This is a genomic window from Amycolatopsis sp. NPDC051061, from assembly GCF_040682935.1.
Classification (GTDB): domain Bacteria; phylum Actinomycetota; class Actinomycetes; order Mycobacteriales; family Pseudonocardiaceae; genus Amycolatopsis.
The window spans coordinates 141,059-159,695 of record NZ_JBFBBZ010000012.1 but is presented as its reverse complement, the minus strand read 5'-3'; the positions used below and the strand labels follow the sequence as shown (position 1 = coordinate 159,695).

Sequence of the window (18,637 nt, the reverse complement as noted above, 5' to 3'; positions counted from 1 at the left end):
GTGACGCGCTACGCACTCAGCGTCACAGCCGATGGGGCCTCGCACTGCCGGACCCGCCGCCTAGACTCAGGCGCATGACAGCCACGACCAGCACGTCAGCGGCGCCGGCCACCCCGGCACCGCTGGTGGACGCGACTCGCGACGACGCGAGCCTGCGCCGCTTCCTGCTCGGGCTGCCCGGTGTCGACCAGGTCGGCGTCGAGCAGCGCGCGGCGGGCCTCAGCACGCGCAGCATCAAGAAGGACGCCAAGCGGTGGGCCATCGACACCGCCATCTCCATGGTCGACCTGACCACGCTGGAGGGCGCCGACACCCGCGGCAAGGTCCGGGCGCTCGCCGCGAAAGCCGTCCGCCCCGATCCCGAACGCCAGGACACCCCGCGTGTCGCCGCCGTCTGCGTGTACCCGGACATGGTCGCCACGGCCGTCGAGGCGCTCAAGGGCAGCGGCGTCCACGTCGCGAGCGTCGCCACCGGCTTCCCCGCGGGCCGCACCAGCCGCGAGATCAAGCTGGCCGACACCAAGATCGCCGTCGACGCCGGCGCGCACGAAGTCGACATGGTGATCGATCGCGGCGCCTTCCTCGAGGGCCGCTACATGGACGTCTTCGAGGAGATCCAGGCCATCAAGGCCGCCTGCGGAGACGCCCACCTCAAGGTCATCCTCGAGACCGGCGAGCTGGCGACCTACGACAACGTGCGGCGCGCGTCGTGGCTGGCGCTGCTCGCCGGCGGTGACTTCATCAAGACGTCCACCGGCAAGGTCTCCCCCGCCGCGACGCTGCCGGTCACCCACATCATGCTGCAGGCCGTCCACGACTGGCACGCGCAGACCGGCGAGCTGCGCGGCGTCAAGCCCGCCGGCGGCATCCGGACCACGAAGGACGCGATCAAGTACCTCGTCGCCGTGCACGAGGTCGCCGGCGAGCAGTGGCTCGTCCCGGACCTGTTCCGCTTCGGCGCGTCCAGCCTGCTCAACGACCTGCTGCTGCAGCGCCGCACCCAGGTGGACGGCCACTACAGCGGCCCCGACTACGTGACGGTGGACTGATGCCTGTTTTCGAGTACGCACCGGCGCCCGAGTCGCGCGCCATCGCGAACCTGAAGGACCACTACAAGCCGTTCGTCGACGGCGCGTTCGTCGACGGCTCGGGTGAGCCGCTCAAGACGATCAACCCGGCCACCGAAGAGGTGCTGGCCGAGGTCGGCACGGCGTCGAAGTCCGATGTGGACATCGCGGTGAAGGCCGCGCGCAAGGCTTTTACGAATGTCTGGTCCAAGATGCCGGGCACCGAGCGCGCGAAGTACCTCTTCCGCATCGCGCGGCTGATCCAGGAGCGCTCGCGCGAGCTGGCCGTGCTGGAGAGCCTCGACAACGGCAAGCCGATCAAGGAGTCGCGCGACTCCGACATCCCGACGGCGGCGGCGCACTTCTTCTACCACGCCGGCTGGGCGGACAAGCTCGAATACGCGGGGTACGGCGCCGATCCGCGTCCGCTGGGTGTCGCGGGCCAGATCATCCCGTGGAACTTCCCGCTGCTGATGCTGGCCTGGAAGATCGCGCCGGCGCTGGCCACCGGCAACACGGTGGTGCTGAAGCCCGCCGAGACGACGCCGTTGACCGCGCTGGTGTTCGCCGAGATCTGCCAGCAGGCCGAACTGCCGCCGGGCGTGGTCAACATCCTGCCGGGCGCGGGCGACATCGGCGCGTCCATTGTGGAGCACGGCGACATCGACAAGATCGCCTTCACCGGCTCGACCGAGGTCGGCAAGGCCATCCAGCGCGAAGTCGCGGGCACCGCGAAGAAGCTCACGCTGGAGCTGGGCGGCAAGGCCGCGAACATCGTGTTCGAGGACGCGCCGCTCGACCAGGCCATCGAGGGCATCGTCAACGGCATCTTCTTCAACCAGGGTCACGTCTGCTGCGCGGGCTCGCGGCTGCTGGTCCAGGAGTCCATCGCCGAAGAGGTGCTGGAGAAGCTGCGCTACCGCGTCTCGACGCTGCGCGTCGGCGACCCTCTGGACAAGAACACCGACGTCGGCGCGATCAACTCGGCCGAGCAGCTGGCGAAGATCCAGGGGCTCGTCGAGTCCGGTGACGCCGAGGGCGCGCAGCGCTGGACCAGCCCGTGCCCGGTGCCGGACCGCGGGTTCTTCTTCGCCCCCACGGTGTTCGCGAACGTCCAGCAGTCGATGCGGATCGCGCGCGAGGAGATCTTCGGCCCGGTGCTGTCGGTGCTGACGTTCCGCACGCCGGACGAGGCCGTCTCGAAGGCGAACAACACGCCGTACGGGCTTTCGGCCGGCATCTGGACCGAAAAGGGCTCCCGGATCCTGTGGATGGCGAACCAGCTGCGCGCCGGCGTGGTCTGGGCCAACACCTTCAACCGCTTCGACCCCACCGCCCCCTTCGGCGGCTACCAGGAATCCGGCTTCGGGCGCGAAGGCGGCCGCACCGGGCTGGAGGCGTACCTGAATGTCTGACCGGATTTCCGTCGCGAAGACGTACAAGCTGTACCTCGGCGGCAAGTTCCCGCGTTCGGAGTCCGGCCGGGTCTACCCGGTGACGGACGCGAAGGGCAAGTTCCTGGCGAACGCGGCGCACGCGTCCCGCAAGGACGTCCGCGACGCGGTGGTGGCGGCCCGCAAGGCGTTCCCGGGCTGGGCGGCCGCGACGGCGTACAACCGCGGCCAGGTGCTCTACCGGGTGGCCGAGGTGCTGGAAGGCCGCCGCGACCAGTTCATCGCGGAGGTGTCGGCGTCGGAGGGCCTGGCCGCGAAGAAGGCCGAGTCCAGTGTGGACGCGGCCATCGACCGCTGGGTCTGGTACGCGGGCTGGACGGACAAGATCGCGTCGGTCCTGGGTTCGGCCAACCCGGTGGCGGGCCCGTACTTCTCGTTCACGATGCCGGAGCCGACCGGCGTGATCGGCGTGCTGGCGCCGCAGAAGTCGTCACTGCTGGGCCTGGTCAGCGTGCTGGCCCCGGTCCTGGCGACGGGTTCGACGGCGGTGGTGGTGTCGAGCGCGGAGCGGCCCCTGCCGGCGATCACGTTGTCGGAAGTCCTGGCGACCTCGGACGTCCCGGGCGGAGTGGCGAACATCCTGACGGGGCGGGCATCGGAGCTGGGGTCCTGGCTGGCCTCGCACGGCGACGTCAACGCCCTGGACCCGACGGGAGCCGCGGCGGAGGACCGCCCGGGGTTGGCACGCGAAGCGGCGAACACGGTGAAGCGGGTACTGACGGTCCCGGAGGCGGAGCCGGACTGGACCGCGGCGCCGGATCTGGCCCGGCTGCGGAGGTACCTGGAGGCGAAGACGGTCTGGCACCCGCTGGGCGTCTGAGTTCTTCCATGAGGGGCACCTTCATGGCCTGCAGAGCCATGAAGGTGTCCCTCATGGCAGTCAGCTCATCGTCACCGAGAAGTCCGTCAGCGTGAACCTCGCCTTGCCACCACCGGTCGAGCAGAACTCGATCCCGTAGCCGATCTGGTTCACCGTCGGGTTGGGCGGGATCAGCCCCTTCCCGATCGACCAGGCGATCATCGCCTTCAGGTCGAGGCTCCCCGAGTACTGCGTCGCCCGCGAAACGAACGCCACGTACCCGTCGTCGTCCGCCCAGACGTCGTACGTCGCCCCTCCGGCCGTGTACGTCGCCAGCTTGTCGCCCGAGGGCTGCTGCTTCAGGTTCTCCGTCCACACCATCAGCTCGCTGACGCCGGCCCCGTCGCCGACTCCGTTCAGCCACAGGTCGTACGCCACGTCGTAGATGCCCACGCCCGGGCCGCGGCCCGCGAACGTCGTCTTGATCACCGAATAGTCGTTGAACGGTTTCCCGTTCTGGTCGTTGATGTCCTTGTGCACATTCGGATAGGTTTTCACCGACGTCGATTCGGGTTGGGTGGAATCGACGTACCAGTTGTCGTACGCGCACGCGCGCAGCGTTTCCGGGCCTGCTTCGTCCGCGTTCCACATGTTGTTGTGGACGTAGTAGCCGCCGTCCGACCAGCCGCCGTCGGCGTCGGACGTCGTGAACTCCGGGCTGCGGCAGCCGCGGACCGGTGTCGTCGACGGCGGAGTCGGAGTCGGTACCACAGCACGGGAAGACGCGGAAGGCGAGGTCGAAGTGGCGGACGACGGCGAGACGCTGGGCGCCGTCGTCGTGGCGGCCACCGGGGCCGGGGCCGCCGCGCCGCCGACCGGGCCGTCACCGCAGCCGGCGACCGCCAGGAAGGGAATCGTCAACACCACGGCCAGCATTCTTCGTCGCATTTTCCCGCCCGCAGCCCGAATTCGGCAGAACGAGGCGGAACCCTAACACGAAAACCGAAGAATCAGCTGTGGTCGTCCGCGGGGTCCAGATCGTCCGACGTGATCGGACGGCCCGGGAGCTCCGTGCCCGGCCGCGCGCTGAGCCCGTCGATCATGATCCCGACGCAGCGGCGCGCCGCCATCTCGGCCACCTCCGGCACCTTCGCCCGCACCTGCCGCAGCAGCGTCGCGAACAGGATCGCGATGTCGCCCGCACCGATGTCCCGGCGGAGCCTGCCCTCGGCCTGCGCCCCGCGGACGAGCTCGTCCACCACCACCAGGATCTCGTCCCGCAGCCGCCGGACCTCCGGGTCGCTCTTCAGGATGACGAGCGCCCGGTGGGACACCATCGCCAGCTGGATGCTCAGCTGCAGCTCCACCGACTGGCGCAGCAGCCGCGACAGCGCGCTCCACGCCGACGTCTCCTCGGCGGCGATCACCTTCGCCTCGATCAGCACCCGCTCGAAGTTGTCCATCGCGACCGCGCGGACCAGCGCGTCCCGGTCCGGGAACCGGCGGTACAGCGTCCCGACGCCGACGCCGGCGGCGCGGGCGATCTCTTCCATCGGCACTTCGGGACCGGAGACGGCGAAGATGGTCTTCGCGGCAGCCAGGATCTGGTCGCGGTTGCGCCGCGCGTCCGCCCGCAGGGTGGTCTCGGGGTCTGCCGTCATGCCGTTCGCCTCTCGCTGGATCGCGCGGGGTGATTCTCGCATGGTCAGGCGGCCACACACTCGGCCTCAAGTGAGTCACCCGTTAGCTAGTGGACGACTTCCCTCCACTTCGGTACCTTGGGTTCTAGAACCGGAATGTAATCCTCCGCATACTGTTAGTCCGTTTTAGGGGGCCCGATATGACCGAAGTCGCCGATCCCACCACGAAGGGCGAAGTCTTCCCACTGGCGCGCACCTGCCCGTTCGCTCCGCCGGCGGCGTACGAGAAGCTGCGCGAAGCGGGGCCTGTCCAGCGCGTCGCGCTGCAGTCCGGCCAGGAGGCGTGGGCGATCACCCGGCTCGAGGACGTCCGGCAGATGCTCACCGACCCGCGGTTCAGCTCCGACCGGTTCAACCCCGGCTTCCCGTTCCTGACCAAGCAGGGGCGGCCGGTCCGGCGGACCAACTTCACCGCGTCGCTGATCAACATGGACCCGCCGCAGCACGGCGCGGCCCGCCGCGAGGTCGTGGGCGAGTTCACCGTCCGGCGGATGAAGGCGCTCGAACCGCGGATCCAGCAGATCGTCGACGAGCACATCGACGCGATCCTGGCCGGCCCGAAGCCCGCCGACCTCGTCACCGCGCTGTCGCTGCCGGTGCCGTCGCTGGTCATCTGCGAGCTGCTCGGCGTGCCCTACGGCGACCACGACTTCTTCCAGGTCCGCAGCTCGACGCTGCTCAACCGGGACGTCGAGCAGGAAGTCCGGATCAAGGCCGTCGACGAGCTGCAGGAGTACCTCGACCAGCTCGTCGCCAAGAAGGAAGCCGAGCCGACCGACGACCTGCTCGGGCGCCAGATCCTCAAGCAGCGCGAGGAGCACGGCGACGTCGACCACGACTCGCTCGTGTCCCTGGCCTTCCTGCTGCTCATCGCCGGCCACGAGACGACGGCCAACATGATCTCGCTCGGCACCGTCGCGCTGCTGGAGAACCCGGACCAGCTCGCGCTCATCAAGAACGACCCCGGCAAGACGCTCGACGCCGTCGAGGAGCTGCTGCGGTACTTCACGATCGCGGAGTTCGCGACCTCGCGCGTCGCCACCGAGGACGTCGAGATCGGCGGCCAGCTGATCCGCGAAGGCGAGGGCGTGCTCGGCCTCAGCTACTCCGGCAACCGCGACGAAGCCGCGTTCGAGAACGCCGACGAGCTCGACCTGGAGCGCGGCGCGCGCCACCACGTCGCGTTCGGCTTCGGCCCGCACCAGTGCCTCGGCCAGAACCTGGCCCGCATGGAGCTGCAGATCGTCTTCGACACGCTCTTCCGCCGCATCCCGGAGCTGAAGCTGGCCGCGCCGGTCGACCAGCTGCCGTTCAAGCACGACTCGTCGATCTTCGGCCTGTACTGCCTGCCCGTCACCTGGTGAAAAGGGGGAAAGTCATGACGACAGTCGAGAAGCACGAATTCCCGATGACCCGCACGTGCCCGTTCGCGCCGCCGGCGGCGTACGAAGAGATCCGCGAAGAGGATCCGGTTTCGAAGGTGGGGCTGCCCGACGGCGGCTGGGCCTGGGTGGTCACCCGGCACGAGGACGTCCGGACCGTGCTGAACGACCGTCGGTTCAGCGCCGACCGGCAGCGCCCGGACTTCCCGCAGCTGGTCAAGGGCGGGTTCCGGCGGCAGGGCGACGAGCGCACCATGATCACCATGGACGCGCCCGAGCACGGCCCGGCCCGCAAGGCCGTGCTCGGCGAGTTCACCGTGCGCCGGATGGAGGCGCTGCGGCCGCGGATCCAGGAGATCGTGGACGGGCAGATCGACGCGCTGCTGGCCGGGCCGAAGCCGGGTGACCTGGTCGAGGCGCTGTCGCTGCCGGTGCCGTCGCTGGTGATCTGCGAGATGCTCGGCGTGCCCTACGCCGACCACGGCTTCTTCCAGGAGCACACGGCCAAGCTGATCAAGCGCGCGACGCCGCCCGAGGAGCGGCGGGCGGCGTTCGACACCATCCGCGGCTACATGGCCGACCTCATCGCGAAGAAGGAGGCGAACCCGCCGGACGACCTGCTCGGCCGGCAGATCGTCAAGCTCCGCGAAGACGGCACCTACCGGCGGGAATCGCTGGCCGCGACCGGCTTCCTGCTGCTCGTCGCCGGGCACGAGACCACGGCGAACATGATCTCGCTGTCCACCGTGGCGTTCCTGCGCAACCCGGAGCAGCTCGCGGCGATCAAGGCCGACCCGGGCAAGACGCTCGACGCCGTCGAGGAGATGCTGCGCTACTGGACGATCGTCGACGCGGCCACCGCGCGCCTGTGCGTCGAGGACGTCGAGGTCGGCGGGCAGCTGATCCGCGCCGGCGAAGGCGTGCTGGCGCTGGGCTACGCGGCGAACCGCGACCCGCGGGCGTTCGAGAACGCCGACGAGCTGGACATCGAGCGCGGCGCGCGCCACCACGTCGCGTTCGGCTTCGGCCCGCACCAGTGCCTCGGCCAGAACCTGGCCCGGATGGAGCTGCAGATCGTGTTCGACACGCTCTTCCGGCGGGTGCCTTCGCTGGCGCTGGGCGCTCCGGTGGACGATCTGCCGTTCAAGGACGACGCGAACATCTACGGCCTGTACCGGCTGCCGGTGACCTGGTAGAGAACGAACTGCCATCCCACCACAGGAGAGAAGAACCATGAAGATCATCGCGGACACCGGCAAGTGCGTCGGCGCCGGTCAGTGCGTGCTGACGGAGCCCGAGCTGTTCGACCAGAGTGAGGACGACGGCACGGTCATCGTCCTGAACGAGACGCCCGAGGGCGAGCTGGTCGAGAAGGCCCGCGAAGCGGTGCACGTGTGCCCCAGCCAGGCCCTCTCGCTGCAGGAGTAGCGAGGAACGGCCACCTCGCGGGCAAGGGGTTTCCCGCGAGGTGGCCGTGGCCTGTTCTTTCAGGAGAGCCGGAGGGTGGTCTCCGGGTTGAACGCGTGCGTCTCGCCTTCGCCGCGCAGGCCGACCCGGACGTTGTCGCCCATGCGGGGCGGCGTACGGCCGTCGACGCGGACGACGAAGCGGTCGTCGCCCACCTTGCCGTGCACGTACGCGTCCGCGCCGAGTTCCTCGACCAGCTCCACCACCAGCTCGAAGCCGCCCTCGGGCACCAGCTGCAGCGACTCCGGGCGGACGCCGAACACGACTTCACGCAGGTCGCCCGCCGAAGTCAGCACCGAGCGCGGCAGCGGCAGCACGACGTCGCCCAGCCGGACGCCACCCTCGGTCAACGGCAGCGTCGCCAGGTTCATCGCCGGTGAGCCGATGAAGCCGGCCACGAACGAGTTCGTCGGGTTCTCGTACAGCTCCCGCGGTGACGCGCACTGCTGCAGGATTCCATCGCGAAGGACCGCCACCCGGTCGCCCATCGTCATCGCCTCGACCTGGTCGTGCGTGACGTAGATGGTCGTCGTGCCCAGGCGCTGCTGCAGCTTCGCGATGTTCGCGCGGGTCTCCACCCGCAACTTCGCGTCCAAGTTGGACAGTGGCTCGTCCATCAGGAACACGCTGGGCTCGCGCACGATCGCCCGGCCCATCGCGACGCGCTGCCGCTGCCCGCCGGACAGCGCCTTGGGCTTGCGGTCGAGGAACTTCGTCAGGTCCAGCATCTTCGCCGCTTCGGCGACCTTGGCCGCGATGTCCTCTTTGGACAGTCCGCGCAGCTTCAGCGCGAAGCCCATGTTGTCGGCCACCGTCATGTGCGGGTACAGCGCGTAGGACTGGAACACCATCGCGATGTCCCGGTCCTTCGGCGGCAGGTGCGTGACGTCGCGCTCGCCGATGTGGATGGCGCCTTCGTCGACGTCCTCCAGCCCGGCGAGCATCCGCAGCGCCGTCGACTTGCCCGAGCCCGACGGCCCGACCAGCACCAGGAACTCGCCGTCCGGCACCGCCAGGTCGAACCCGTCGACCGCCTTCACCGGAGGAGAACCCGGGTAGATCCGCGACGCAGCTTCGTAAACGACTCCGGCCATGGCTACTTCACCGCTCCCATCGACAGACCGCGGACGAGGTGGTTCTGCGCGATCCAGCCGACGATCATCACCGGCAGCGAAGCCAGCAGCGCGGCGGCGGAAAGCTGGGCCCAGTACAGGCCCTCACTGGTGATGAACCCGACGAGGAACACCGGCACGGTACCGGCCCGGGCCGCCGTCAGGTTGACCGCGTAGAAGAACTCGGTCCAGGAGAAGATGACGCAGATCAACGCGGTCGCCGCGATTCCGGGCGCGACCACCGGCATGATGATCTTGCGCAGCAGCGTCGGCAGGTTCGCGCCGTCGATGCGGCCCGCCTCGATCATCTCGTGCGGCACTTCCAGGAAGAACGACCGCATCATCCAGATGGCCAGCGGCAGGTTCATCGACGTGTAGAGGATGACCAGCGCCCACACCGTGTCGAGCAACTCGGTGTTCTGGGAGATGATGTACAGCGGGATGATCGCCGCGACGATCGGCAGCATCTTCGTCGAGAGGAAGAAGCCGAGCGCGTTCGACGTCTTCTTCACCGGCGCCAGCGACAGCGCGTACGCCGCCGGGATGCCGAGCAGCAGCACCAGCAGCGTCGAAAGCACCGTCACGAACGCGGAGTTCGACACGTAGGGCAGGAACCCGCCCTTCAGCACGTTCGCGATCTGGTCGAACGTCGGGCTGAAGAACAGCTTCGGCGGGTCGGTGTAGGCGTCGGCCTCCTGCTTGAACGCCGTGAGGATCATCCACAGCAGCGGGAAGACGAACAGGATCGCGATGATCCAGGTGACGGCGGTGAGCACGCCGGGGCCGGTCTTGCGCTTCGGCTTGCGTGCCGGCGGGGCGGTGGTGGCCGCCGACGGGCGGGTCTCGAGGGTGGTCATTTGATCCCTCCGTCGACCGAGAAGGTGCGGAACATGAGGCGCAGCGCGAAGGTCGCGACGATCATCGTCAGGATCACGACGATCACGCCCATCGCCGACGACTGGCCGACGTCGAAGCCTTCGAACGCGCGCTGGTAGATGTAGTACGGCAGGTTGGTGCTGGCCACACCCGGCCCGCCCTGGGTCATCAGGAAGATCGCGTCGAAGCTGTTCACGATGTAGATCGCGCCCAGCAGCGTCGCCAGCTGCAGGAACCGGGACAGGTGCGGCAGCGTGATCGACGCGAACGTCCGCCACCGGCTCGCACCGTCCACGGAGGCCGCCTCGAGGACCTCTTTGGACTGGCTCTGCAGGCCGGCCAGGATGAGCAGCATCATGAACGGCGTCCACTGCCACACGATCTGCGCCATCACCGACGCCAGCGGGAACTCCGAAAGCCAGTCGGTGTCGGTGCCGAAGACGAAGTGCAGCAACCCGTACGTCGGGTCGAACACCGTCGTCTTCCACAGCAGCGCGCCGGCCGCCGGCAGGATGAGGAACGGCGTGATCAGCAGCGTCCGGACGACACCGCGGCCGAAGAACTTCCGGTCGAGCAGGATCGCCAGGCCGAGACCGAGCAGCAGCGCGACCAGCACGCACACCACGGTCAGCAGCACCGTGTTCAGCAGCGCGACCAGGAACGTCGTGTCACTGAAGACGTCGATGTAGTTGTCGAGGCCGACGAAGTGCCGTGAACCCGGCCGGACCAGGTTCCACGACTGGAACGAGTAGAACACGGTGAGCAGGAACGGCAGCTGCGTCACCGCGATGACGAAGATCAGCGCGGGCAGCAGCGGCAGCCGCCGCTTGGCCGCGGTGCTCAGGCCTTTCTTTTCCTCGGCCTTCGCGTGCGTGTGGGACTTGGGCGTGTCTACGGAGAGCGTGGACATCACTGCACCGCCTTGTAGGAGTCGCCCACCGTCTGGGCGTAGTCCTGGGACTGCTTGAGGGCGTCGTCGACCGACTCGCGGCCGGCGATGGCCGCCGACAGCTGCTGACTCACCCGGGTACCCAGGTCCTGGAACTCGGGGATGCCGACGAACTGGATGCCGGGGTAGGGCACCGGGTTCGCCATGGCCTTCTGCTGGTTCGCGTCCGCGATGCCGTCCAAAGTGGGCTTCGCGTAGGCCTGCGCGGCCTTGGCGTAGTCGGGAATGTCGTAAGTGGACTGACGCACGCCCGGTGGGACGCGGTTCCAGCCGTAGGTCGCGCCGACCTTCTGGACGTACGCCTTGTCGGTCATCCAGGCCATGAACTTCCAGGCCGCGTCCTTGTCCTTGGCGACCTTCGGGATGCCGAGCGCCCAGGTGTAGAGCCAGCCGCTCGCCTGCGTCTTGACGACCGGCGCGGGCGCATACCCGGACTTGCCGACGATCTTGCTGCTCGACGGGTCCTCGTTGGTGCCCGCCATGACCGTCGCGTCGTACCACATCGCCGCGTTGCCCTGCGTGTAGCGCGTGCCGCACTCGGAGAACCCGGCGCTGGAGGCGCCGACCTCGCCGTGCTCGCGGATCAGGTTGACGTAGAAGTTCGCGGCTTCCTTGAACTCCGGCGACGTCAGCTTGGCGTTCCAGTCCTTGTCGAACCACTGCGCGCCGAAGGTGTTGGCCACCGTGGTGAACGGCGCGAGGCTCTCGCCCCAGCCCGGCTTGCCGCGCAGGCAGATCCCGGCGACGCCGTTGGCCTTGTCGTCGAGCTTCGCGGCGTAGTCGGCGATCTGCTGCCAGGTCGGCTTGGCCGGCATGGTGATCCCGGCCTTGTCGAAGAGGTCCTTGCGGTAGGCCAGGAACGACGACTCGCCGTAGAACGGCACCGCGTACATCTGGTTCTGGTACGACAGCGACTGCTTGATGCTGGGGATGAAGTCGCCTTCGTCGTAGCCCGGGGTGGCCGCCATGTGCGGCTCGAGGTTCTCGAGCCAGCCGTTGGCCGCCCATTGCGGGGCCTCGTAGTTGCTGATCATGACGACGTCGAACTCGCCGCCCTCGGTGGCGGTCGACGCGGTGATCTTGGCGCGGGCCTGGTTTTCCGGGAGCGAGACGAACTTCAGGTTGATGCCCGTGGCCTTCTCGAACTCCGGGGCGAGGGAGATCGCGTCCTTCATCTGCGGGTTGGACACGATCGCGATGACGAGCGTGCTCCCGCCGGTGCCGACCGAGCCGGCCCCGGCACAGCCGGTGACCAGCAGGGACGTCGCGGCGAAGAGGGTGAGGAGCTTACGCACGGCCGCCTCCCGGGAGTACCTGCACCTTGAGGCCCGAGCCGCTGCGCATCTTGGCGAGCGCCTCGGGGTACTGCTCCAGCGGAAGCCGGTCCGTGAGCAGCGAATCGGTGTCGATCGCACCGGACGCGACGAGGTCGAGCGCGGTGCCGAAGCTGTGCAGCACGGCCATCGAGCCGACGATGGTGATCTCGTCGTTGTAGATGCGGAACGGCGAAAGCGCGACGCGGGCCTCGGCCGGTGCGACGCCGAAGACGAGCAGCCGGCCGCCGCGGCGGATCGAGTCGAACGCGGCTTCGATGGCGGGGGCGGCGCCGGTGGCGTCGACGGCGACGTCGAACTTCTCGCCGTTCAGCTCGCCGACGTCGGTCGCGGTGGCGACGGCGCCGAGGCTCGTGGCCCGCGGCAGCCGGGCCGCGTTGCGGTCGACCACCGTGACCTCCGCGCCGGAGCGCTGCAGCAGCTGCTGCATGATCAGGCCCATGGTGCCGGCGCCGACCACGAGGAAGCGCTCTCCGGCTTCGACGCCGACGCGGCGCACGCCGTGCACCGCACAGGAGACGGGCTCGACCAGCGCGCCCTGTTCCCAGGTCATCGCGTCGGGCATGCGGTAGCAGGTGGACGACGGGACGGCGACGTACTCGGCGAAAGCGCCGTTGACCGTGTCGCCGGTGGCGCCCCAGTTCGCGCAGAGGTTGCCGTGGCCGGCGCGGCACGGGCCGCAGTAGCCGCAGAACAGCGACGGGTCGACCGCGACGCGGTCGCCGACCTTCCATTCGCCCGGCACGTCCGCGCCGAGCTCGACGATCTCCCCGGCGAACTCGTGCCCGGGGACGATGGGATACGGCGTGGGCGGGAAGTGCCCGTCGGCGATGTGCAGGTCGGTCCCGCAGATCCCGCACGCTCCGACCTTGACGACGACCTGGCGTTCTCCGGGTTTCGGATCGGGCACCTCGCCGACCCTGATCTCACCGGGCCGGTCGACGATGGCGGCACGCATGCCTTGCCCCTTCCTCGCGCTCATATGAGCAGCGTTGACCTATGGCGTCGAGAACATGTGAAGGCATTACAGGACTGACCTCGGTGTTACGTCAACCTTTCAGGCAGATTTCGGACTATAGTGCTCATATGAGCGCCTCCAAGAAGCAGCCGTCGCTGACCGAAGCGATCCTGCTGGCCACCATCGCCCGGCGCTTCTACGTGCAGGGACGCTCCAAGCTGGAGATCGCCGACGAGTTCGGCGTCAGCCGGTTCAAGGTGGCCCGGATGCTCGACACGGCCATGGAGTCCGGCCTGGTCAGAGTGGAGTTCGCGCTGCCGGCGCCGGTGGACCTGGCCCTGTCGGACGAGGTCCGTTCGGCGTACGGCCTGAAGCGGGCCTTGGTGCTCGAACGCTCAACCGAGCGCGAGCCGAGAGAGGTCGTCCGGGCCAAGATCGGGACGCTTTCGGCGCGGCTGCTGGAGGAGATCGCGACCCCGTCGGACGTCATCGGGTTGTCGTGGGCGCGGTCGGTGAACGCGATGACCGAGGCGATCCGGACGCTCCCGCGGTGCCCGATCGTCCAGCTCTGCGGGGTGCAGGCGGGGATGGACATGCGCGGCCGGTCGGTGGAGACGGTCAGCCGCGTGACGGCGGTGTCCGGCGGCGACGCGTACCCGATCTTCGGCCCGCTGGTGCTGCCGGACCGCCGGACCACGGAGACGCTGCGGCGCCAGCCGGGCATCGCGGAGACGTTCGGGCAGTTCCGTCATTTGACCAAGGCGGTCGTCAGCATCGGCTCGTGGCAGCCGGGCGAGTCGACGGTGTACGACGCGCTGGACGAGGCCGAGCGAGCGGCGATCGCGGCCCGCGGCGCGACGGCGGAGGTCGCGGCGCGGTTGTTCGACGCTTCGGGAAACGCTTTGTCGACCGGGCTGGCGCACCACGTGCTGGCGATCAGTCACGAGGAGCTGATGGCGGTGCCGGAGGTGATCGCCTTGGGTTACAGCAAGCCGAAAGCGTCGGCGGTGGACGCGGTCCTGCGGTCCGGCATGGTCTCGACACTGATCACGGACGCCGCGGCAGCAGTCCCGCTCCTCGCCCTGGCCGCCAAGAACCCACCGCGCTGAGCCGTGTCGCCCCTTCAATCACGCGAGATGCCCTCCCAATCACGCGAGTTCCGGCTTCAATCACGCGAGTTCCGCCGCTGATCACGCGAGTTCCGGGTTCCCGCCGTACTCCCCCGGCGGTACGACTCGTCCGGTGCCCTACTCCGCCGGGTGCAGTCCGCACCACCCCGGCTCCGGGACGAAACCCGGGTCGCGCCCGATGTGCTCTCGTGCCCGCTCGGCGAGCCTGGACCGCGTGAAGACTTCCCCTCGCTGGCGCCAGACCGTCGTCTGGCTGCACGTCGTTTCGTCCGTCGCCTGGATGAGCCAGGCCCTCGCCCTCGTCGTGCTGATGTCGACGGCCGCGCCCTCGATGGCCGACCGGCTCGACTCCGTCCTGCTCGCCCCGATGGCGAACGTCTCCGCGTTCACCGGCCTGGTGCTCGCCGGCGCGACGGCGTGGGGCTACTTCCGGCACTGGTGGGTGCTGACGAAGTTCGCGCTGACGCTGATCCAGCTCTACGCCGGGATCTTCCTGCTCTCCCCCGCGCTGCGCGACTCCGCGGAGACCGGCACCGTCGCCTGGGCGCAGATCGCCGGGGCGTCGCTGATGGCGAGCGCGCTGTCGTTCCAGGCGTGGCTTTCGATCGCGAAGCCGTGGAAGAAGACGCCGTGGTCCGCGGCCGCGAAGCCGCCGACCGCGCCGACCTGGGTGTTCGTCGCGGGGGTCGGCGCGCCGGTGTTCGACGTCGTCGCCGGGATCCTCGCCGGCTACCCGCTGCCGGCGTTGTCGCTGGTCACGCTGATCGTGCTCGGTCTTGAGCGGCGACGACGTCGTCGCCGTGCTCCGCGGCCCACCGCCCGAAACCCTCGATCGGCTCCAGGAAGCTTGAACCCAACGCCGTAAGCGCGTAAGCGCCTTCGCGGCGCTCGACGAGACCGTCGAACTCCAGGCGCCGCAGAGTTTCCGTGAGCACCTTCGCGCTGATCCCGCCGATCGTGCGCCGGAGGTCGGCGTGCCTTCGCGGCCCGTGGCGCAGCGCCCAGACCACCACCGGGTTCCAGGTGTTGGCGACCAGGTCGAACGCGAGCCGCGTCCGGCAGTCGGCGAGGAAGTCCATGGTTACCGTTCGGTTCCTTCCCGGGTTCCTACCGTCGAGCACGTACAGCCAAGCACAAGGAGGACACATGCGGATCGGGATCTTCGGCACGGGCGGGATGGCGGACGCACTCGGCACGCACTGGGCGCGCGCGGGACACGAGCTGATGGTGAGCGGCCGTTCCGACCCCGGCACCCTGGCCGCACAGCTCGGCGCCGCCGTCGGATCGTGGCCCGAGACGGCGGCCTTCGCCGACGTGCTGCTCCTGGCGATCCCCGCCGCAGCGGTCGGCGAGGTCCTGGCGGAGGCGGGCCCGCTCGCCGGGAAGGTCCTGGTGGACTGCACCAACCACCCGGACCTGAGCGGCACCCCGGTGGCGTCGCGGATCGCCACCGAAGCCCACGTGGTCAAGGCGTTCAACCTGGCCCACGTGGACATCTGGCGGATGACGCCCCCGGCGTGGGACGGCCGCCCGCTGTCGGTCCCCCTGTGCGGCGACGATCCGGCGGCGCTGGAAGCGGTGCGCACGCTGGTCCGGGACGCCGGCGGCAAGCCGGTGCACGGAGGCGGCCTGGACCGCGCCGCACTGCTGGAAGCGACAGCGGCGTTCGTCATCGGCCTGTGGTTCGCCGGCGAAGACGCTCAGGCGATCCTCGCGCCCACGGGCACCCCGGCACCCGGCGCGCCCGCTCGGTGACCGGCCACGCCGGCAGTCCCGCGAGGACGGTCCGGATGTCGGAAGCGGCGTACGAACCCAACGCGCGGAAAGCGGCTCCCGGGCCCGCAGTCAGGAAAGGGAACGGCTAGTGCGCGCCCACCTCGGTCACCCGCACCACGGCCACGCCGGCCTCGTCGGACGCCGCCAGGTCGACCTCCGCGCTGATGCCCCAGTCGTGGTCGCCCGCCGGGTCGTCGAAGATCTGGCGGACCTTCCAGACGTCCGGCAGCTGCTCGATCATGATCAGCGCCGGGCCGCGCGCGTCCGGGCCGGTGCCGAGCGCGTCGTACTCCTCGAAGTAGTCCTCGATCGCGTCTTCCCACGCGTCGGCGTCCCAGCCGGACGCCGCGTCGAGCTCGCCGAGCACGTTCCACGCCCGGCGCCCGAACAGCTCGACCCGGCGGAACAGCTCGTTGCGCACCAGGACGCGGAACGCGCGCTCGTTGCGCGTGACGGCCGGCGGCAGCTCCGGCGGCCGGTGCGACACCGGCCCTTCTTCGTCCGGGTGGCGCAGCGCTTCCCACTCGTCCAGGAGACTCGAGTCGACCTGCCGGACGAGCTCGCCGAGCCACTCGATGAGGTCCTGCAGCGGCTCGGTCTTCGCCTCGTCCGGCACCGTGTGGCGCAACGAGTCGTAGACGTCCGTGAGGTAGCGCAGGACCAGGCCTTCGGAGCGGGCGAGCTGGTAGAACCCGATGTACTCGACGAAGTTCATCGCGCGCTCGTACATGTCGCGCACGACGGACTTCGGCGAAAGCTCGTAGTCGTCGACCCACGGGTGGCCCTGCCGGTAGCTGTGGAACGCGCCCTGCAGCAGCTCCTCCAGCGGCTTCGGGTACGAGACGTTCTCGAGCAGCTCCATCCGCTCGTCGTACTCGATGCCCTCGGCCTTCATGGCGTTGACGGCCTCGCCGCGCGCCTTGAACTGCTGCTGGGACAGCACCGGCCGCGGGTTGTCCACCGTGGACTCCACCGTGGACACGACGTCGAGCGGGTAGCTCGGCGACTCCAGGTCGAACAGGTCGATCGCGGCCAGCGCGAACGGTGAAAGCGGCTGGTTGAGCGCGAAGTCGAACTGCAGGTCGACGGTGAGCCGGATGATCCGGCCCTGCTCGTCCGGTTCGGACAGTCGTTCGACGACGCCGGCGGCGAGCAGCGCGCGATAGATCGCGATGGCGCGCAGGATGAGCTTGCGCTGCGACGCGCGGTCCTCGTGGTTGTCCTCGAGGAGGTGCCGCATCGAGTCGAACGCGTTGCCCGGGCGCGAGATCACGTTGAGCAGCATCGAGTGCGTCACCTTGAAGCTGGACGTCAGCGGCTCGGGCTCGGCCGCGATGAGCCGGTCGAACGTGCTCTCGGTCCAGTTGACGAAGCCCTCCGGCGCCTTCTTCCGGACGATCTTCTTTTTCTTCTTCGGGTCGTCGCCCGCCTTTTCGAGGGCCTTGGCGTTCTCGACGACGTGGTCGGGCGCCTGCACGACGACGTAGCCGTCGGTGTCGTAGCCCGCGCGTCCGGCCCGGCCGGCGATCTGGTGGAACTCGCGCGCCTTCAGGTGGCGCTGGCGGACGCCGTCGTACTTGGTCAGCGCGGAGAAGACCACTGTCCTGATCGGCACGTTGATGCCGACGCCGAGGGTGTCGGTCCCGCAGATCACCTTGAGCAGCCCGGACTGCGCCAAGGTCTCGACCAATCGGCGGTACTTCGGCAGCATGCCGGCGTGGTGGACGCCGATGCCGTGGCGGACCAGCCGCGAGAGCGTCTTGCCGAACCCGGCGGCGAAGCGGAAGTCGCCGAGCAGGTCGGCGATGGCCTCCTTCTCGGCCTTGGTCGTGACGTTGATGCTCATCAGCGTCTGGGCGCGTTCGATGGCCGCGGCCTGCGAGAAGTGCACGACGTAGACCGGCGCCTGGCCGCCGTTGAGCAGCTCGGACATGGTCTCGTGCAACGGCGTGAGCGCGTACCGGAAGGTCAGCGGCACCGGGCGCTGCACCGACGTGACGACGGCCGTCGGCTTGCCGGTGCGGCGGGTGAGGTCCTTCTCGAAGAAGGACACGTCGCCCAGGGTCGCCGACATCAGGATGAACTGGGCTCCTCGCAGCTCGAGGATCGGCACCTGCCACGCCCAGCCGCGGTCGGGCTCGGAGTAGAAGTGGAACTCGTCGGCGACGACCTGGCCGACCGGGGCGTCCGCACCGAACCTCAACGCGATGTTCGCCAGGATTTCGGCCGTGCAGCAGATGATCGGCGCGTCCGGGTTGACGCTGGAGTCGCCGGTCATCATCCCGACGTTGTCGGCGCCGAAGATCTCGATGAGCTGGAAGAACTTCTCCGACACGAGGGCTTTGATGGGCGCGGTGTAGTAGCTGCGGCGGCCTTGGGCGAGCGCGGTGAAGTGCGCGCCGACGGCGACGAGGCTCTTCCCGGAGCCGGTCGGCGTCGAGAGGATGACGTTCGATCCGGAGACGACCTCCATCACCGCCTCCTCCTGCGCCGGGTACAGCTCGATGCCCCGATCGGCCGTCCAGGTCGTGAACGCTTCGAAGAGGGCGTCGGGGTCGGGATCCGCAGGCAGGAGGTCTGTGAGAGTCATCAGGTGTCCATCGTGCCATCCGCTCGTCGCAAAGTCGGCAGGG

Annotated in this window: 18 protein-coding genes; 9 read left to right on the top strand and 9 right to left on the bottom strand. The window is 69.1% G+C overall.

What is annotated here, in order from left to right; all coding sequences use genetic code 11:
• The first annotated feature begins 74 nt into the window (after window positions 1-74).
• Genes deoC through AB0N03_RS18575 form a run of 3 tightly spaced genes read left to right on the top strand, consistent with a single transcriptional unit; the run spans window position 75 to window position 3,341 of the window.
• Complete coding sequence (gene deoC / locus AB0N03_RS18585) at window positions 75-1,049, top strand: deoxyribose-phosphate aldolase (protein ID WP_364372731.1); 975 nt, start codon at window positions 75-77, stop codon at window positions 1,047-1,049.
• Window positions 1,049-2,482 carry an aldehyde dehydrogenase family protein gene (locus AB0N03_RS18580; RefSeq protein ID WP_364372729.1) on the top strand — a complete coding sequence of 478 codons (1,434 nt, stop codon included), beginning with the start codon at window positions 1,049-1,051 and terminating at the stop codon, window positions 2,480-2,482. Before deoC ends, AB0N03_RS18580 begins: the two co-directional genes overlap by 1 nt.
• Complete coding sequence (locus AB0N03_RS18575; RefSeq protein WP_364372727.1) at window positions 2,475-3,341, top strand: aldehyde dehydrogenase family protein; 867 nt, start codon at window positions 2,475-2,477, stop codon at window positions 3,339-3,341. Before AB0N03_RS18580 ends, AB0N03_RS18575 begins: the two co-directional genes overlap by 8 nt.
• 60 nt (window positions 3,342-3,401) lie before the next feature.
• Here the strand turns inward: AB0N03_RS18575 and AB0N03_RS18570 are convergent, their stop codons facing one another.
• Complete coding sequence (locus AB0N03_RS18570; RefSeq protein WP_364372724.1) at window positions 3,402-4,268, bottom strand: hypothetical protein; 867 nt, start codon at window positions 4,266-4,268, stop codon at window positions 3,402-3,404.
• A gap of 62 nt (window positions 4,269-4,330) precedes the next feature.
• Window positions 4,331-4,981, bottom strand: a complete 651-nt coding sequence (locus tag AB0N03_RS18565; protein ID WP_364372721.1) for a helix-turn-helix domain-containing protein — start codon at window positions 4,979-4,981, stop codon at window positions 4,331-4,333.
• A 179-nt stretch (window positions 4,982-5,160) separates the two neighbouring features.
• Here AB0N03_RS18565 and AB0N03_RS18560 point away from each other — a divergent pair, with 179 nt between their 5' ends.
• Genes AB0N03_RS18560 through AB0N03_RS18550 form a run of 3 tightly spaced genes read left to right on the top strand, consistent with a single transcriptional unit; the run spans window position 5,161 to window position 7,830 of the window.
• Window positions 5,161-6,384, top strand: coding sequence for a cytochrome P450 (locus AB0N03_RS18560; protein ID WP_364372719.1), 1,224 nt, complete (start codon window positions 5,161-5,163; stop codon window positions 6,382-6,384).
• A 14-nt stretch (window positions 6,385-6,398) separates the two neighbouring features.
• The gene (locus AB0N03_RS18555) at window positions 6,399-7,598 is read left to right on the top strand and encodes a cytochrome P450 (RefSeq protein ID WP_364372716.1); all 1,200 of its coding nucleotides are present in this window, start codon (window positions 6,399-6,401) and stop codon (window positions 7,596-7,598) included.
• A gap of 37 nt (window positions 7,599-7,635) precedes the next feature.
• Entirely contained in the window at window positions 7,636-7,830 is a 195-nt protein-coding gene (locus tag AB0N03_RS18550; protein WP_086858280.1) for a ferredoxin, read from the top strand.
• Window positions 7,831-7,889: 59 nt separating this feature from the next.
• On the opposite strand, the gene ugpC is transcribed toward AB0N03_RS18550, so the two are convergent.
• The 5 genes from ugpC to AB0N03_RS18525 are packed head-to-tail and all read right to left on the bottom strand — an operon-like array spanning window position 7,890 to window position 13,098.
• Entirely contained in the window at window positions 7,890-8,963 is a 1,074-nt protein-coding gene (gene ugpC / locus AB0N03_RS18545) for a sn-glycerol-3-phosphate ABC transporter ATP-binding protein UgpC (RefSeq protein WP_364372713.1), read from the bottom strand.
• Window positions 8,964-8,965: 2 nt separating this feature from the next.
• Entirely contained in the window at window positions 8,966-9,838 is an 873-nt protein-coding gene (locus tag AB0N03_RS18540) for a carbohydrate ABC transporter permease (protein WP_364372710.1), read from the bottom strand.
• Window positions 9,835-10,767: a sugar ABC transporter permease gene (locus AB0N03_RS18535; RefSeq protein WP_364372707.1), complete on the bottom strand. Its 933-nt coding sequence runs from the start codon at window positions 10,765-10,767 to the stop codon at window positions 9,835-9,837. Before AB0N03_RS18535 ends, AB0N03_RS18540 begins: the two co-directional genes overlap by 4 nt.
• The gene (locus tag AB0N03_RS18530) at window positions 10,767-12,101 is read right to left on the bottom strand and encodes a sugar ABC transporter substrate-binding protein (RefSeq protein WP_364372704.1); all 1,335 of its coding nucleotides are present in this window, start codon (window positions 12,099-12,101) and stop codon (window positions 10,767-10,769) included. Before AB0N03_RS18530 ends, AB0N03_RS18535 begins: the two co-directional genes overlap by 1 nt.
• A complete protein-coding gene (locus AB0N03_RS18525; protein ID WP_364372701.1) occupies window positions 12,094-13,098 on the bottom strand; it encodes a zinc-dependent alcohol dehydrogenase family protein in 1,005 nt (334 codons plus the stop codon). The genes AB0N03_RS18530 and AB0N03_RS18525 overlap by 8 nt, the downstream gene beginning before the upstream one ends.
• 128 nt (window positions 13,099-13,226) lie before the next feature.
• Here AB0N03_RS18525 and AB0N03_RS18520 point away from each other — a divergent pair, with 128 nt between their 5' ends.
• Window positions 13,227-14,207, top strand: a complete 981-nt coding sequence (locus AB0N03_RS18520) for a sugar-binding domain-containing protein (protein ID WP_364372698.1) — start codon at window positions 13,227-13,229, stop codon at window positions 14,205-14,207.
• 235 nt (window positions 14,208-14,442) lie between these two features.
• Window positions 14,443-15,093: a hypothetical protein gene (locus tag AB0N03_RS18515; protein ID WP_364372695.1), complete on the top strand. Its 651-nt coding sequence runs from the start codon at window positions 14,443-14,445 to the stop codon at window positions 15,091-15,093.
• On the opposite strand, the gene AB0N03_RS18510 is transcribed toward AB0N03_RS18515, so the two are convergent.
• Window positions 14,984-15,307, bottom strand: a complete 324-nt coding sequence (locus AB0N03_RS18510; RefSeq protein ID WP_364372692.1) for a helix-turn-helix domain-containing protein — start codon at window positions 15,305-15,307, stop codon at window positions 14,984-14,986. The two genes, AB0N03_RS18515 and AB0N03_RS18510, sit on opposite strands and share 110 nt — an antisense overlap.
• Window positions 15,308-15,374: 67 nt before the next feature.
• On the opposite strand from AB0N03_RS18510, the gene AB0N03_RS18505 reads away from it, so the two are divergent.
• Window positions 15,375-15,983: an NAD(P)-binding domain-containing protein gene (locus AB0N03_RS18505; protein WP_364372689.1), complete on the top strand. Its 609-nt coding sequence runs from the start codon at window positions 15,375-15,377 to the stop codon at window positions 15,981-15,983.
• A 106-nt stretch (window positions 15,984-16,089) separates the two neighbouring features.
• Here the strand turns inward: AB0N03_RS18505 and AB0N03_RS18500 are convergent, their stop codons facing one another.
• Window positions 16,090-18,594, bottom strand: coding sequence for a DUF3516 domain-containing protein (locus tag AB0N03_RS18500; protein ID WP_364372686.1), 2,505 nt, complete (start codon window positions 18,592-18,594; stop codon window positions 16,090-16,092).
• Window positions 18,595-18,637 lie beyond the last annotated feature (43 nt).